Raw genomic sequence first — 15072 nt, forward strand, 5'->3', positions numbered from 1 at the left:
CCGGGCGCGGGAGGGGCCGGCGGGCAAGCCGGCGCCAACGGCGCGCAGCCGCGAGCTGCAGGCGCGCCTGGACGGCGCCATCGGCGCCGGCGAATTCTGCTTCCACTACCAGGGCAAGTTCGATACGGCGCAGCTGCGCCTGGTCGGCCTGGAAGCGCTGCTGCGCTGGGACCATCCGCGCCATGGCCTGGTCTACCCGAACGAATTCATCGGCCTGGCCGAGCAGACTGACGCCATCGCCGCGCTGGGCAACTGGGGCATCGATGCCGCCTGCCGCCAGCTGGCGCAGTGGCGCGCGGCGGGCTTGCCTGTGGTGCCCGTCGCCGTGAATGTCTCGGCGCGCCAGCTGGGCGAACCGCACTTGCCCGATTTCGTGCTGCGCTGCCTGCAGCGGCACGCCGTTGCGCCCGGCCTGCTCGAGCTGGAAGTGACGGAAAGCTGCGGCATCGACGACATGGCGCAGGCGGCGCAGGTGCTGTGCCGGCTGCGCGCGCTGGGCCTGGCCATTTCGCTCGACGATTATGGCACGGGCCATTCAGGGCTCAGCCATGTCAAGATGTTGCCCATTCAGACAATCAAGATCGACCGCAGCTTCATCCGCGCGCTGGGCGGCGGCAGCGCCGGCCGCGACACCGTGATCGTCGCCTCGACCATTGCGCTGGCGCGGGGCCTGGGCTTGCAGGCGCTGGCCGAGGGCGTGGAAAGCCGGGGGCAGCTGGCGCAGCTGCAGCGGCTGGGTTGTCCCCAGGTGCAGGGCTTCTACCTGCACCGCCCGGCGCCCGCGGCCGAGGTGGCCGCATTGCTGGCCGCCGGCGCGCCGGCGGGCCTTGTATCGGGGCGGAAACATGGCGCCATGCGGCGTGGCGCGGATGCTCAGTAAAATATCGCCACTGCAAGCCGCGTGCTTTAACACTTTTTCCTCCACGCAAGAATGATAAACAGTCCCGTCCCGGCCTATGTATTCGGCCCGTTTCGCCTTTTGCCGCCAGAGCGCCTGCTGTTCGAGGGCGACCGCGCGCTGCGCCTGGGCAGCAGGGCCATGGACTTGCTGCTGGCCTTGCTGGAGCGCGCCGGCGAAATCGTCGACAAGCATGAACTGGTGGCCATCGTCTGGCCCAATGCCGTGGTGGACGACGCGACCTTGCGCGTGCACCTGGCGGCGCTGCGCAAGGCGCTCGGCGATGGCCGCGATGGCCAGCGCTATATCACCACCATTCCCGGGCGCGGCTACGGCTTCCTGGCGCCGCTGGCGCACACGGGCCAGCCGGCGCCCGGTGCGGCGGGCGCCGAGCCGCGGCATAACCTGCCCGTCATGCTGACGCGCATGCTGGGCCGCGCCGAGGCGCTGCAGACGATGGCCAACCAGCTGCTGCAATTGCGCCTGCTGTGCATTGCCGGTCCGGGCGGCATCGGCAAGACCACCCTGGCCGTCGTGCTGGCCACGCGCGTGCTGCGCCGCTATGCGGACGGCGTGTGCTTCGTCGACCTGTCGCCGCTGGACGAGGGGCGCCTGGTGCCGCTGGCGCTGGCCACGGCGCTGGGCGTGGCGGTGCCGGCCGGCGATGCCATGCCCGTTCTGCTGGCCTATTTGCGCCCGCGCCACATGCTGATCGTGCTCGATAACTGCGAACACGTGATCGGCGCGGCCGCCACCTTGGCCGACGCCTTGCTCAGGGGCGCGCCGCTGCTGCACGTGCTGGCCACCAGCCGCGAGCCGCTGCGCATCACCAGCGAGCAGCTGCTGCGCCTGCCCGCGCTGGAATTGCCGCCGGCCGATGCCGTGCCCGATGCGGCGGCGGCCCGGCATTTCGCTGCGGTGCAGCTGTTTTGCGAACGCTGCGCGGCCGTCGACGATGCGTTCGTGCTGGCCGACGCCGACGTGCCCGTGGTGGTGGACATCTGCCGGCGCCTCGATGGCATCCCGCTGGCGCTGGAACTGGCGGCGGGACGCATCGGCCATTTCGGCCTGCACGAATTGCGCCGCCAGCTCGACGACCGCTTCCGCCTGCTCACGCGCGGCGCGCGCAACATGCCCTTGCGCCACCAGACCCTGCGCGCCACCCTGGACTGGAGCTACGGCCTGCTCGACGCGCAGGAGCGCCAGGTACTGCAGGCGCTGAGCGTGTTCAGGAGCCGCTTCCGCCTGGAGTCGGCCAGCGCCGTGGCGGGCTGCGACGTCTTCGACACGGTGGCCGACCTGGCGGCCAAGTCCCTCGTCAGCATCGAGTTCTGCTGCCAGCACGTGTACTACCGCCTGCTCGACACCACGCGCGCCTACGCCGCGGCGCAGCTGTCCGCGGGCGGGGGCGCCGGCGCCGTGCTGCTGCGCCATGCGCGCCATTGCCTGGGCCTGGCCGGACGCATCGCCGCCGACTGGGAGAGCATGCCGCCGGCCCACTGGAGCGCGCGCTACGGCCGCCATGTCGACGATTTGCGCGCGGCCATCGACTGGGCCTTCGGCGAGGAGGGCGACGTGGCGCTGGGCGTGGCCCTGACCCTGGCCGCGCAAACCCTGTTCTACCAGCTGTCGCTGATGGATGAATACCGCGTGCGCGTCGAACGGGCCCTCGAGCGCATGGCCACGCATGCGCTGGAAGACCCCGACAGCGAGATGCAGCTGCACGCCTCGCTGGCGCACCTGCTGCTGCATACGCAGGGCATCACGGGCACCATGCTGCGTTCCTTCCAGCGCAGCTATGCGCTGGCCCTGCGCGCGGACGATGACAATCGCCGCTTTGAGGCGATTTGCGGCATGTGGATCTGCAGCCTGAAGCTGGCCGATTTCCAGCGCGCCGACACCTACGTGGCGCAGCTGGCCGTCCTGTGCGAGGCGCGCGACGACACGGCGATGCGGCTGGTGCTGGCGCGCATGCGTTCGGCGGGCGAGTATTTGTGCGGACGGTACGCGGAGTCGGCGGCGCTGGCGCGCATGGTGCTCGCGCATCCCGAGGGCGCCGGACAGCTGGGCTTCAACAATGCCTTGCTGGCCGATCACCAGGTTTGCCTGCGCGGCACGCTGGCGCGCTGCCTGTGGATGCAGGGCCGTCCCGACGACGCCCTGGCACTGGCGCGCGAGGCGGTGGCGGTGGGCTTCGAGCACAATGGCGTCACGCTGTGCGTGGCGCTGGCCATCAATGCCATTCCCGTCGCCCTGTGGTGCGGGCAGCGGGGGCTGGCGCATGCCTGGATTTGCCTGCTGTGCGAGCATGCGGCCCGCTATGGCCTGCTGTACTGGAGCGCCTGGGGCGCCGCCTATCAGCGCCTGCTCGATGCGGGCGACGCGATGACGGAATTTCCCTGGCCCCCCGTGCGCAGCTGGCCGATACAGATCGATCTGATGGCCACCCTGCACGACGCGGCCGCCGACAGCCAGGCGCTGCGCCGCGCGCGCACGGGCCTGGCGCCGTGGAGCGCGCCGGAAGTGCTGCGCCGCGACGCGCACCACCGCTGGCGGGCGCTGGCGCAAGGCGATGCGGCGGGCCTGCAGGCGGTCCGGCTGCAACTGGAAGAAGCGCTGCAGCTGGCCAGGGAGCAGCGGGCGGCGGGCTGGGAGCTGCGCTGCGCCACCAGCCTGGCGGCCGTGATGCAGGCGCAGGGCAGCGGCGGCGCCGCGCATGCCTTGCTGGCGCCGGTGCATGCGGGCTACCGGCAGGGGCGCGACACGACGGATGTGATGGCGGCGGCAGCTTTGCTGGCGCAGCTGGCCTGAAGCCTATTCGTAGGCGCCCAGCCGGCGCTGTTCGTCGGGCGTGAAATTGGCGTCGCGCAGCTGCTGCACGGCCGCCGTATCCTGCGCGCCGCCGGGCAGGCTGGCCTTTTTCGCCTGGTAGGCGATGATGCGCTGCTGCCACTGCGATTCTTCGCGGTCCAGCTCCGCCAGACGGGCCGCGGCCGCCGGCGTGAACGTGCTGGCGCGCAGGCGGTAGACTTCATTCTCGTCCGCGCCCTGCGCCCGCAGCGTCCTCACGGAAGCATCCAGCTGCGCCACCTGCAGCGGTGCAGCGCGCGCGGCGCGCTGGGCGGGCGACAGCTGCTGGTCCAGTACGGCCAGCTGCGCCTGGCGCTGCGCTTCGTCGAGCGTGGCGTTGCCCAGGATGGCCATGCGCGCCACGGCATCGTCGTCATACGCGTCGCTGGCGCCGAACAGGCCCGCGCTTTCCTGCGCCGTAAAGTAATTGCCGCGCAGCGCGCGCATGGCTTGCAGGCGCGCGCGCGCGGCCAGGGCGGGATCGGCCTGCGCGGGCAAGGCTTGCTCCGCGCCGGCCAGCGCCTGCTTGTAGGCGAGGTAGGCGCCCAGCAGGCGCTTCGCCTCGCGGGCGGGGGCGGGCGCCAGGCGCTTGTCCAGTTCCGCCTCGATCTGGCTGCGGATGGCGGCCAGCGGCTTTTCGCCCAGGCCCGCCAGGTAGTAGTCGAACAGGTGGCCCAGCTCCGCGTCGACCACCAGCTGGTCGCCGGCGGCCACCGTCACGTTGCCGTCCGGCCGCGTGCCTTCCATCGAGCGCACGAACGCGAACAGGTCCGGTTCCGCCTTGTCCGGCGGCGGAGCCGGCGGCTCCCCCGGCCGCAGTGCCAGATACAGGGCCAGGGCTGCCAGGCTGCCGCCGGCGATCCATTTCGCGTGCATGCGCTTCTCCTTACAGTCCCAGGCCTTGCAGGCGGTTCGCTTGCTGGCGGAAGACGGTGACGGGGTTGGTTTCGAACAGGTTGACGATGCCGACGAACTGGTTGACTTCATCGAGGTGGTTCATGGCGTAGTCGTCGCGGATCACCTTGCCCAGGTGGCTGGAGCAGCTGCTCACCAGGCCATCGTTCTTGACGCCGCCGAAGGCCAGGCTGATGGCCGCCAGGGCCGGGTCGCCCACGTCGAGCACATTCGTGTACGGCTGCGCGCCGCTCCACGAGAAATAGTACACGCCTTGCACCTGGTAGGCGCCTTCGCCGCAGGCCGAGGCCGGGATGCCTTGCGGGTGGCGGCTGTTGAATGCCAGCGAGCCGGCCGTGGACAGCGAGGCCAGCGAGGCGCCCGCGTTTTGCGGCAGGCCCTTGTTGCCCGACAAAATGCCGATCAGGGAAGCGAGCGCATTGCCCAGCGCGCCGCTGGTGTTGGGGATGGCGCCGCTGAGGATGTCGGCCACCTTGGAACCCTTGTTGACGCCGGCCACGCTGGTGACGGACGCCACCAGGTCGGGCCGCACGGAAGCGACATAGCGGGCCGTGGGGCCGCCGTGGCTGTGGCCGATCAAATTGACCTTGGCCGCGCCCGTGGCGGCGAGGATTTGCCGCACCTGCGACAGCAGCTGCTCGCCGCGCACTTCCGTGCTGTTGGCGGCCGAGACGGTGGTCACGTAGACTTGCGCGCCGCCGCTGCGCAGGGCGTCGGGGACGCCGTAGAAATATTCGACGGGACCGAGCTTGTCGAAGCCGAACAGGCCGTGCACGAGCACGATCGGGTACTTCGTTTGCGTGTAGCCGGCGGCGCTGGCGCTGCCGGGCAGGATGGCGAGAGTGAGGAGCAGGGTGGATAGCAGTTGCCAAAAGCGAGTCTTCATTTTGTCTCCGTTATGTATTAATGATCGGCCAAATGCAGGGCGATTAATAGTGGAAATGTCGATGCTGTAGCGATTACCCGTGTGCTCCTTCACATTCTATCGATGCATTAAATATAGCGAGCGCTCGGTTTTTTAAATGTAGCACTGCTGGATTTAAATTGCATTTGAATTGCATGATGCAGCGCAATAACTGTCGTCATTCGGCGTTGCTTATGCGTCCATTGCATAGTCGAAAAGTCAAATAGTTGTTTTCCTGAGCTATAATCGCCCGCATCAGCCGTCCCGTCGTCTTGCCGCGCCGCCCAGGTGCGGCAATGACGTCGCTCCTACACCGTTACTTGGGAATGCACTTGTCGACCCATTTCAATTTTGAACAGTTTCAGCAGATGACGCCTTTAAATGGCGAAAACATCTGGGAATATATTCTTGACCGCCACGCGGGACGTATCGGCGTCAAGCGCCGCAAGCCGGCACTGGAAAATCTCGAACGCATCTTCGTCGCCACCTTCCGCCTGGCCAATGACGTGGGTTTCCGCGCCATGAGCTTGCGCGACCTGTGCCGCGAAACAGGGCTGTCGATGGGGGGGCTGTATGGCTACATCACCAGCAAGGATCAATTGGCCGAAATCATCGAGGACGTGGTGCGCCATTCCACGCAAGCCATGCCGCTGCTGTTTGCCGACGTGAAGTCGCCGCTGGACCGCCTGGAGGCGATGATACGCTCCTCGATCTACCTGTCCGAAGTGCTGCAGCCGTGGTTTTATTTCGTCTTCATGGATTCGCGCGTGCTGCAGGTGGAGCAGCGCAGCATGGCGAAAAACTCCGAACTGTTCGTCCAGACCCTGATCGCCACGACCATCGGGGAAATCGAGCCGAAGCCGCATGGCGATCCCACCCTGCTGGCTGCGCATTGCCTGGCCCTGTTCCAGGACTGGTATGTGAAGCGCTGGAAGTACCGCGCCGCGAAGGTCAACGTCGACGATTTTGCCGATAGCGTGGTCAGTACGGTGCGCAGGTATTTGAGCATGGGCGGCGTTTAGTTTTAGCTCTCAACCCCAGAGCAAGATCTGGGGTCGGACGGGGACGCCGAGTCCCTCAGGGTCCGACCCCGGCCCTTCGGTTGGGGCCTGATTTTTCAAGCTAGTTCGTCTCCACCGGCAGCGTCTCCGGCACGGCCGCCGGATCCGTCGGCGTCTCCGCATCCATGTCCAGGGTTTTCACGCCGTTCATGTCGATGAATTCATCGTACAGCCATTCGCCGTCGACCTGGCTCAGGCCCGCCGGCACGGCGCGCGTCACCTGCGGGCGCGTCGACAGGGCCGTGCGCATGTAGTCGATCCAGATCGGCATGGCCAGGGTGGCGCCGAATTCGCGCCCGCCCAGCGATTTGGGATCGTCATAGCCCATCCACGCCACGGCCACGATGCCGCCGCCGTAGCCGGCGAACCAGCCGTCGACGGCGTCGCTGGTGGTACCCGTCTTGCCGGCGATGTCGCTGCGCCCCAGCTTTTTCGTCGCCGCCGCGCCCGTGCCCGTGCGGGCCACTTCGCGCAGCATGCTGTCCATCACGAAGGCGTTGCGCGGGTCCAGCGCCAGGGTCTTGTCGTCGTTCGGGGCGGGCGGTTTTGTTTGCATCAGCACAGCGCCCCTGGCGTCGACGATGCGGTCGATCAGATAGGGCTCCACCTGGTGGCCGCCATTGGCGAACAGGGCGTAGGCGCCCGCCATCTGCACGGGCGTGACGGAACCCGTGCCCAGCGCCATGGTCAGGTTGCTCGGCTGGCGCGCCGGGTCGAAACCGAATTTTTCCAGGAAGTCGTGCGTGTACGAGATGCCCAGCGCGCGCAGGATGCGCACGGAGGCCACGTTCTTCGACTGCGCCAGCGCATAGCGCATGGTGATGGGGCCGTCGAACTTGAAGTCGTCGTTCTGCGGCGCCCACACCTTGCCGCCCGCCTGCATTTCCAGGGGCACGTCGTTGATCAGGGTGGCCGGCGAAAAGCCTTTTTCCAGCGCCGCCGAATACACGAAGGGCTTCATGGCCGAACCGGGCTGGCGCCACGCTTGCGTGACGTGGTTGAATTTTTGCAGGTTGTAGTCGAAGCCGCCCACCATGGCGTGGTAGGCGCCCGTTTCCGCGTCCAGCGAGACGAAGGCGGCCGCCACCAGCGGCACCTGCGTGATGGCCCAGTTGCCCTTGGCGTCCTGGGTGATGCGGATCACGGCGCCCGGGCGCAGTTTGATGCCGGCGCCCGCCTTGGCGGACAGGGCCGGGGCGGCAAAGCGCAGGCCTTCGCCCGTGATGGCCTTGGCGTCGCCATCGCCCGTGTCGGCCACCACCTTGCCGCTGGCCACCTCCGTGACGACGGCGGCGATCAGGCCGTCGCTGTCCGGGCGTTTTTGCAGCGCAGCATCGATGGCTTCGTCGCGCTGTTCGGGATCGGGCGGCATGTCGATGAAGGTTTCCGGGCCGCGGTAGCCGTGGCGCTGGTCATAGGCGATGACGTTGCGGCGCGTCGAGGCGTAGGCCGCGTCCTGGTCCGCCTTCAGGATCGTCGTGTAGACGCTGATGCCCCGGGTGTAGCTGTCTTCCTTGAACTGCGCGTAGACGGCCTGGCGCGCCAGTTCGGCCACGTATTCGGCATGCGTGTCGAAACCCTGCTTGCCGCGGCTGTTGACATGCAGCGGCTGCGCCAGCGCCTGCTGGTACTGGCCTTCGCTGATGTAATCGAGTTCGCGCATGCGTTTCAAGACCAGCTGCTGGCGCGCGTGCGCTTTTTTCGGATTGCTGATCGGGTTGTGGCGCGAGGGGTTCTGCGGCAGGCCTGCCAGCATGGCCATCTCCGCGATCGACAGTTCGGACAGGGGCTTGCCGAAATACGTCTGCGCCGCGCTGCCGAAGCCGAACGAGCGCTGGCCCAGGTACATCTGGTTCATGTACAGCTCGAGAATCTGGTCTTTTGACAGGGCCGACTCGATCTTCAGGGCCAGCATGATTTCATTGAGCTTGCGCGAAGCGACTTTTTCGCGCGTCAGGAAGAAGTTGCGCGCCACCTGCATGGTGATGGTCGAGCCGCCGCCGTGGCCGAAGCCGTGGCGCAGGTTCGACAGCACGGCGCCGCCGGCGCGCACGAAGTCGATACCGTGGTGTTCGTAGAAGCGGCCATCCTCGATGGCCAGCAGGGCTTTTTTCATCATTTCCGGCACTTGCGCAATCGGCACGAAGTCGCGGTGCTCTTCGCCGAATTCGCCGATCAGCACATTGTCGGCCGTGTACACGCGCAGCGGGATCTTCGGCTGGTAGTCCGTGATCACGTCCAGCTCGGGCAGGCGGGGGCGCACGTACAGGAACAGGTAGGCGGCCAGCAGCAGGGCGGCGGCCAGCGCGGCGCAGCCGGCGATGATGAAGCCGCGCACGGTGGCGCGGCGGGAAGGCCAGGGAAATCCGGATCGTTTGGCAGTCAAGGCAGTCTCACGTGAGCGTGCAAGGCACGGTGGCAGCGATTATAGACCAATGCGGCGGGCGCTCCGGCGTTGGCGCGGCGCAGGGGCCGGTGCCGGAAGGGGGAGCAAAAAACCTTTTCATCGAAACGCGGCTGTGCGATAGTCACGGCTTCAAGAAAATAGCCCGGGCGTCGATCCGGGCTGTTTATTTTACAAGACTAAGGAACTTTGTATGGCAAAAGATGTAACACCGAGCGCCATGAAGCCGTATATCCCGGCCGACGCGAAATTGCCCGAAATGACCTTCCGCGCCCTGTTCATGGGCGTCATCCTGGGGATGGTCTTCGGCGCCTCCTCGCTCTACCTGGTGCTGAAGGTGGGCCTGACCGTCAGCGCCTCGATTCCCGTCGCCGTGATCGCCATCACCCTGTTCGGCCTGGCCAAGAAGGTAGGCGGCAAGGATTCGTCGATCCTGGAAAACAGCATCACGCAAACGGCCGGTTCGGCCGGCGAATCGCTGGCCTTCGGCCTGGGCGTGACCATGCCCGCCATCCTGATCCTGGGCTTCGACCTGGAAATCTCGAGAGTCATGCTGGTCGGTATCCTCGGCGGCCTGCTGGGCATCCTGATGATGATCCCCATGCGCCGCACCATGATCGTCGACCAGCACAAGGAACTCAAATTCCCCGAAGGCACGGCATGCGCCGAAGTGCTGAAGGCGGCCGCCACGGAAGAATCGCGCATCGCCGCCGGCGAAAGCATCGAGAAGGATTCGGCTGCCGCGCTGGACGCCAAGCGCCGCGCGAAGATCATCTTCGGCGGCTTTGCCGTCGGCTTGCTGTATAAAGTCTTCAATATCTCGTTCAAGGGCTGGAAGGACACGCCGGGCGTGGAATTTGCCGCCCCGCTCAAGGGCGGCTCCATCGGCGCCGAGATTTCGCCTGAATTGCTGGGCGTGGGCTACATCATCGGCCCGCGCATCGCCGCCACCATGGCGGCCGGCGGCGTGCTGTCGTACCTGCTCCTGATCCCGATGATCAAGTTCTTCGGCGACAGCCTGACCACCGTGCTCTCGCCGGGCACCAAATTGATCAGCGAGATGGGCGCCGACGACGTGCGCAGCGCCTACGTGCTGTACATCGGCGCGGGCGCCGTGGCCGCCGGCGGCCTGATTTCCCTGGTGCGCGCCATGCCCATGATCTGGCGCAGCCTGTCGGCCGGCCTGAAGGGCATCGGCAAGGGCGTCAAGACCGACTCCACCCTGCGCACGGACCAGGACATCCCCCTGAAATGGGTCGTCATCGGCTGCCTGTCCATCATCGCCGTGATCACCTTTGCCACGCCGCTGCACATGAATTTCCTCGGCGCGCTGCTGATCCTCGTCTTCGGCTTCCTGTTCGCCACCGTGTCGTCGCGCCTGACGGGCGAAATCGGTTCCTCGTCGAATCCGATCTCCGGCATGGCCGTGGCCACCTTGCTGTTTACCTGCCTGATCTTCCTGATCATGGGCTGGACGGGCGGGCGTTATTATGTAACTGCCTTGTCGGTGGGCGCCATCGTGTGCATCGCCGCCAGCAATGCGGGCACCACCTCGCAAGACTTGAAGACGGGCTACCTGGTGGGCGCCACGCCGCGCCTGCAGCAGTACGCGATCCTGGCGGGCGCCTTGTCGTCCGCGCTGATCCTGGGCCCGATTCTGCTGAAACTGAACGAGGCGAGCACCGTCTACGTGCCGGCCGCGCAAGTGGCGCCCGGCCTGACGGTCGATGCGTCGAAGCTGACGTTGACGGGCGAGCTGCATGGCCCGCAAGCGGAGACGGACCACAACACGTATAAAGTCTGGCAAAAGACCGATACCGTGGGCGGCCCGGCCGGCAAGTATTTTGTCAAGGACGATGGCCAGCTGGCCTATTTGGTCGATCCGGGCATCAATGGCCAATACAGCAAGCGTCCCGACGGTTCGGAAGTCAAGAAATACGATGCGCCGAAGGCCGTGCTGATGTCCTACATCATCAAGGGCATCCTCGACCAGCAGCTGCCGTGGACCCTGGTGCTGTTCGGCGTGATGATCGCCGTGGTGCTGGAAATGGCCGGCATTCCGTCGCTGGCGTTTTCCGTGGGCGTGTACCTGCCCCTGTCGTCCACCTTGCCGATCTTCGTCGGCGGCCTGGTGCGCTGGCTGGCGGACCGCCGCAACAACAAGCTGGAACACAACGCGAAACTGAATGAGGAAGAGCGCCAGCTGGCGGGCGACCGCAGCTCGGGCGTGCTGCTCGCGTCCGGCTACATCGCCGGCGGCGCGCTGGCCGGCATCATCATCGCCATCACGGCCGGCGTGCTCACGCACTTCGACCAGATGATGGCCGACTGGGCCGAGCATGGCAACCCGTTCTACGCGGGCCTGCATTCGGACGCGCTGTCCCTGCTGCCGTATGCAGCCATCATCGTGCTGCTGTATATCGTCGCACGCGAGAAAAAAGCGGACAGCCCGCAGGCGTGATGTCGTAGCCAAGCCCATGAAAACCGCCCGGTGTCGTAGCGATCCGGGCGGTTTTTTCATGCGCGCGCGTGAGGCGATGGCTGTGGTACGGGCCGCGCCGCCAGCTGCGCCGCAGTGGCGTAGATGGTCACGTTTTCGCTGGCCAGCTGGCGCAGGTGCGCGAAAAACGCCTGCGCGGGAATGCTCCACGACTCCGCATCGCCCACTTGCCCGTTGATGCGCAGGCCTGCGGCGTCGAATTCCCGGTGAAAGTAGTCGCGCAGGTCGCCGCGGCCCGGATGGTCGATGCGGCGCTGCGCGACCTCGGGATCGAAAGGGCGCACGGGCACGTCCCAGCGCCGGCCGTCGTGGTCCAGGCAGGCCAGCAGCTTGGCATCGCCTTCCCACACGGGCACGGGAAAGGCGTCGCCCATGGCGTCTTCCAGCGCGTGATAGAAGGTCACGGGTCCCATGGAGATGCCCAGGCCCAGCACCTTCGCCTGGTCGCAGCCGATGAAGCGCTGCCAGGGCGAGCCCATGCCGAAGATCGAGGGCGCGCGGTGATGCGCCTCGGTCAGACCGGCGGCATGGCGGCCCCACGCGGACACGGAATGCGTGGGATGGATGCTGCGCCGGACGCCCGCGCCGGCGAGGAAGGCCTCCGGCAGGCGCCCCATGTGCGTGCCGTGGCGGCGCGGGTCGAATACATAGCCCGGCAGGGCGCAGGCGGCGCGCAAGGTGCCGCCGGGCAGATAGTAGGTGGGCAGCAGCAGGGTGCCGCGCGGGCCGACGGCGTCCTGCAGGGCGGCTATCACGGCTGGCGCGCCGCCTTCCACGTAGCCCAGGCTTTTCAGCGAAGAATGGATGAACAGCGTGTCGCCTGGCGCAATGCCCAGCCGCGCCAGGCCTGCCGCCAAGCCGGCGCGCGTCACATGGTGCGCGCTGTGGCGCACGCGCCGGGCGCTGGCGGCGCGGCGCCACGCTTCCAGCGCGGCCGCGGCGGCGCGCCTGGCCCCGTCAAGCATCGCCCGCTTCCAGTTCCAGTTCCAGTTCCAGCAGGTTCGCATCGATGCAGAACTTGGCGGCCCAGTTCAGGTAAGTCCAGGCGCCGTAGTCGCCATCGACGGGAAACGAGCCCTTGACGCCGCCGCGCGCGTGCGCGGGACCGTCGATGCTGACCGCGCGCCGCACGTAGCGGTTCAGGCGGCGCCCCGCATCGAGGTAGCGCCGCTCGCCCGTGAGCCGGTACAGCAGGAACAGGCAATGCGCGTTTTGCGCGGAACCCGTGAGGCAGGCGTAATTCGCTCCCGGCTGGAAGTCCGGACCGAGGCGGCCGGCCAGGTAGCCATCGGCCGCCACGGCGCTGGCGATGCCTGTGCCGGTGCGCACGGCGGCGTCGAGCAGGTCGGCGCGCGCCGCAAAGCGGTGCGCTTCGAGCAGGCCGCGCAAGGCGTAGCCGATGGTGTGGGTCAGGGGCAGCTGCGGGTTGTCCAGGCAGTTCGAATCGAACCAGCCGTTGGGGCGCTGCCGGGTCAGCGCCCAGTCGACCTGGCGCAGGCCCGCCGCGCCATAGCCGTGGCCCGGCGCGGCGCGGTCCGCTTCGAACAGGCCCCACGCCACATGCGTTTCGTAGGCCTTGTCGCCGGGGCCGGCGAACGGCGTCGGATGCCGGCGCCAGCAGCCGTCCGCATCCTGGCTGTCGCGCAGCCAGCTTGCCGCGCGGTGCATGGCGTCTGCGTAGGCCTGGCCGTACGCGGCCACGCCCGCGGCCAGGCCCAGCAGGATCTGGCCCGTGTTGAAGGTGACGGGCACGCGCGGCGTGGAATCGATCTTGCCGCCCTGGTAACCGCCTTCCGGGAACTGGATGGCCACGCACCAGTCGAGCATGCGGCGCGCGCGCCCGTGCAGCGCGGCGTCGTGCGTGCGCTGCGCCAGGGCGATGACGGTGGGGATGATGTAGCCGGTGGTCTCCGGATAGGAGCTGGACCAGCCGGTCAGCAGGCTGTAGTCGCGCGCCACGCCGCCGTCGGCCGAGGTGGAATGGTCTTGCGCCGCACACAGCCAGGCCGTGCAGGCCTTGACGACGGCTTGCGGCCCGGGGTCGAGGGCGGGCAGGCCGCGCCGGTCCGACTGCCGCTCCAGGCGCGCGGCCGGCGGCAGGCCCGCGCGCGGCGCCAGGGTGTTCCGTATCGTCGAGAGCAAGGTGCGCATGGCAGCGGTGGCGTGATGGTTGGCTCTGGTTACTGTAGCGCCGGCCGCCGGCAAGGCTATTGACTTGCCGCAAGCGAAACGCGTCCGGGGTTGGCAGGGCGCCGCAGCATCGCCATCCACGCATCGCGGGTGCCGGAATTGACGCATAATGAACGCTTCACCGTCGCCGACGAGGCCCGCCATGAACAGCATCACGCTTGAATACACCGTCGTCACCAATCCCGACTCCTTTGTCGGCTTCAAGTACTACGTCAAGGCGGGGCAGGCATTCGATGCCGACGATTTCGCCTATTCCTACAAGCTGAAACGCTCCGACCTGGACCCCGACAGCGTGCTGGCCACCCGCGAGGCGGCAGCGAATCTGCAGCCGGGCGAGTGGCTGACGGTGTCGCATTCGATCGCGGCCTAGGCCTGTCTATTTCGATTGTTCCAGCGCCGGCAGAACACGCCGACGCGTTCGCCGCGCTGGCGGGGGAAAACCGCGCACACCTGCAAACTTGTTTGCCGACCTGTATGTTGATGCTTTGCTGCAGGCCGACTTCCGGCCCGATCGAGCTGCCGCAGCGGGCACCGATCTTGCCGAGGTGCGCACTTCTGCCTATAATTGAGAATAATTCTCATTAAGTTTGCGCTCTCCGCCAGACCCGCCGCTCCATGTCCGCCGACCACGTCTCCCTGCATGACTTCGATGACATCGCCATCCTGTATCGCCAGCACCACGGCTGGCTGCGGGGCTGGCTGCAGCGCAAGGTGGGCAACGCCTTCGACGCGGCCGACCTGGCGCAGGCCACCTTCCTGCGCGTGCTCGCGCCGCACGGCATGCAGGGCGTGCAGGAGCCGCGCGCCTACCTGACGACGATCGCCCGCAACCTGCTGGTCAACCATGTGCGCCGGCGCGCCATCGAGCAAGCCTACCTCGACGCCCTTGCCCTGATGCCGGAAGCGGTGGCGCCCCCTCCTGAAGTGCGCCTGATGTTCCTCGAGCGGCTGGTGGAGCTGGACCGGCGCCTGGCCGCGCTGCCCGCGCAGGCGCGCCAGGCTTTTTTGCTGGTGCAGCTCGACGGCATGGGGCAGCAGGAGGTCGCGGCCGAGCTGGGCATTTCCCTGTCCACCGTCAAGCGCCATCTGGCCAGGGCGGCCCTGTGCTGCTTTTTCCCGGAGCAGCACGATGGATAAAGAGGCGAGCCTCGCCCTGGACGGAACGGGTGTCGCCGGAAGCGTGGCGCCCGCCGTGGCGCGGCGCGCCGTGCAGTGGTGGCTGGCGCTGCAGGGCGGCGACGCCACCGCCGCACAGCTCCTTGCGTGGCAGCGCTGGCGCGCCGAGGACGGGGAACATGAACGGGCCTGGCAGTGCATCGAGGCGGTCAGCGGCCAGCTGGCCGGCATTCC

At 67.5% G+C, this 15072-nt stretch carries 13 protein-coding genes; 8 read left to right on the forward strand and 5 right to left on the reverse strand.

Annotated features, from left to right (window positions below):
• Positions 1-880 (forward strand): EAL domain-containing protein (locus GCN74_RS27215; protein ID WP_152259551.1); only part of this gene is annotated, 880 nt, incomplete at its 5' end.
• Positions 881-931: 51 nt separating this feature from the next.
• Entirely contained in the window at positions 932-3709 is a 2778-nt protein-coding gene (locus GCN74_RS27220; protein WP_152259552.1) for an ATP-binding protein, read from the forward strand.
• 3 nt (positions 3710-3712) lie between these two features.
• Here GCN74_RS27220 and GCN74_RS27225 read toward each other — a convergent pair whose 3' ends face one another.
• Both GCN74_RS27225 and GCN74_RS27230 read right to left on the reverse strand, forming a co-directional pair.
• A complete protein-coding gene (locus tag GCN74_RS27225) occupies positions 3713-4624 on the reverse strand; it encodes a lipase secretion chaperone (protein WP_152259553.1) in 912 nt (303 codons plus the stop codon).
• 10 nt (positions 4625-4634) lie between these two features.
• The gene (locus tag GCN74_RS27230) at positions 4635-5549 is read right to left on the reverse strand and encodes a lipase family alpha/beta hydrolase (protein WP_152259554.1); all 915 of its coding nucleotides are present in this window, start codon (positions 5547-5549) and stop codon (positions 4635-4637) included.
• Positions 5550-5935: 386 nt separating this feature from the next.
• Between GCN74_RS27230 and GCN74_RS27235 the strand changes: the two genes are divergently transcribed.
• Positions 5936-6589, forward strand: coding sequence for a TetR/AcrR family transcriptional regulator (locus GCN74_RS27235; RefSeq protein WP_226939258.1), 654 nt, complete (start codon positions 5936-5938; stop codon positions 6587-6589).
• Between the two features lie 100 nt (positions 6590-6689).
• Here the strand turns inward: GCN74_RS27235 and GCN74_RS27240 are convergent, their stop codons facing one another.
• The gene (locus GCN74_RS27240; protein ID WP_226939259.1) at positions 6690-9014 is read right to left on the reverse strand and encodes a penicillin-binding protein 1A; all 2325 of its coding nucleotides are present in this window, start codon (positions 9012-9014) and stop codon (positions 6690-6692) included.
• An 11-nt stretch (positions 9015-9025) separates the two neighbouring features.
• Here GCN74_RS27240 and GCN74_RS27245 point away from each other — a divergent pair, with 11 nt between their 5' ends.
• Together GCN74_RS27245 and GCN74_RS27250 are read left to right on the forward strand one after the other, a co-directional pair.
• Complete coding sequence (locus GCN74_RS27245) at positions 9026-9241, forward strand: hypothetical protein (protein ID WP_152259555.1); 216 nt, start codon at positions 9026-9028, stop codon at positions 9239-9241.
• Positions 9226-11493 (forward strand): OPT family oligopeptide transporter, encoded by a 2268-nt coding sequence (locus GCN74_RS27250; protein ID WP_152259556.1) that lies wholly within the window; start codon positions 9226-9228, stop codon positions 11491-11493. The genes GCN74_RS27245 and GCN74_RS27250 overlap by 16 nt, the downstream gene beginning before the upstream one ends.
• Positions 11494-11549: 56 nt before the next feature.
• On the opposite strand, the gene GCN74_RS27255 is transcribed toward GCN74_RS27250, so the two are convergent.
• Together GCN74_RS27255 and GCN74_RS27260 are read right to left on the reverse strand one after the other, a co-directional pair.
• Positions 11550-12497, reverse strand: a complete 948-nt coding sequence (locus GCN74_RS27255) for an AAC(3) family N-acetyltransferase (RefSeq protein WP_193317290.1) — start codon at positions 12495-12497, stop codon at positions 11550-11552.
• Positions 12490-13683 carry a hypothetical protein gene (locus tag GCN74_RS27260; RefSeq protein WP_152259558.1) on the reverse strand — a complete coding sequence of 398 codons (1194 nt, stop codon included), beginning with the start codon at positions 13681-13683 and terminating at the stop codon, positions 12490-12492. The genes GCN74_RS27255 and GCN74_RS27260 overlap by 8 nt, the downstream gene beginning before the upstream one ends.
• Before the next feature lie 181 nt (positions 13684-13864).
• Here GCN74_RS27260 and GCN74_RS27265 point away from each other — a divergent pair, with 181 nt between their 5' ends.
• The 3 genes from GCN74_RS27265 to GCN74_RS27275 all read left to right on the forward strand — a co-directional run.
• Positions 13865-14092, forward strand: a complete 228-nt coding sequence (locus tag GCN74_RS27265) for a hypothetical protein (protein WP_152259559.1) — start codon at positions 13865-13867, stop codon at positions 14090-14092.
• Positions 14093-14337: 245 nt separating this feature from the next.
• A complete protein-coding gene (locus tag GCN74_RS27270) occupies positions 14338-14859 on the forward strand; it encodes a sigma-70 family RNA polymerase sigma factor (protein WP_152259560.1) in 522 nt (173 codons plus the stop codon).
• Positions 14852-15072, forward strand: a 221-nt coding sequence (locus tag GCN74_RS27275) for a DUF4880 domain-containing protein (RefSeq protein WP_152259561.1), incomplete at its 3' end; no start/stop codon positions are given. The genes GCN74_RS27270 and GCN74_RS27275, both read left to right, overlap by 8 nt.

It is taken from the genome of Janthinobacterium sp. FT14W (assembly GCF_009208755.1).
Classification (GTDB): Bacteria; Pseudomonadota; Gammaproteobacteria; order Burkholderiales; family Burkholderiaceae_D; genus Janthinobacterium; species Janthinobacterium violaceinigrum.

Bases quoted from the DNA above. Each gene is read 5' to 3' on its own strand.
- GCN74_RS27230 (WP_152259554.1), bottom strand. From the start codon at position 5,549: ATGAAGACTCGCTTTTGGCAACTGCTATCCACCCTGCTCCTCACTCTC.
- GCN74_RS27220 (WP_152259552.1), top strand. From the start codon at position 932: ATGATAAACAGTCCCGTCCCGGCCTATGTATTCGGCCCGTTTCGCCTT.
- GCN74_RS27225 (WP_152259553.1), bottom strand. From the start codon at position 4,624: ATGCACGCGAAATGGATCGCCGGCGGCAGCCTGGCAGCCCTGGCCCTG.
- GCN74_RS27255 (WP_193317290.1), bottom strand. From the start codon at position 12,497: ATGCTTGACGGGGCCAGGCGCGCCGCCGCGGCCGCGCTGGAAGCGTGG.
- GCN74_RS27250 (WP_152259556.1), top strand. From the start codon at position 9,226: ATGGCAAAAGATGTAACACCGAGCGCCATGAAGCCGTATATCCCGGCC.
- GCN74_RS27235 (WP_226939258.1), top strand. From the start codon at position 5,936: ATGACGCCTTTAAATGGCGAAAACATCTGGGAATATATTCTTGACCGC.
- GCN74_RS27270 (WP_152259560.1), top strand. From the start codon at position 14,338: ATGTCCGCCGACCACGTCTCCCTGCATGACTTCGATGACATCGCCATC.
- GCN74_RS27265 (WP_152259559.1), top strand. From the start codon at position 13,865: ATGAACAGCATCACGCTTGAATACACCGTCGTCACCAATCCCGACTCC.
- GCN74_RS27260 (WP_152259558.1), bottom strand. From the start codon at position 13,683: ATGCGCACCTTGCTCTCGACGATACGGAACACCCTGGCGCCGCGCGCG.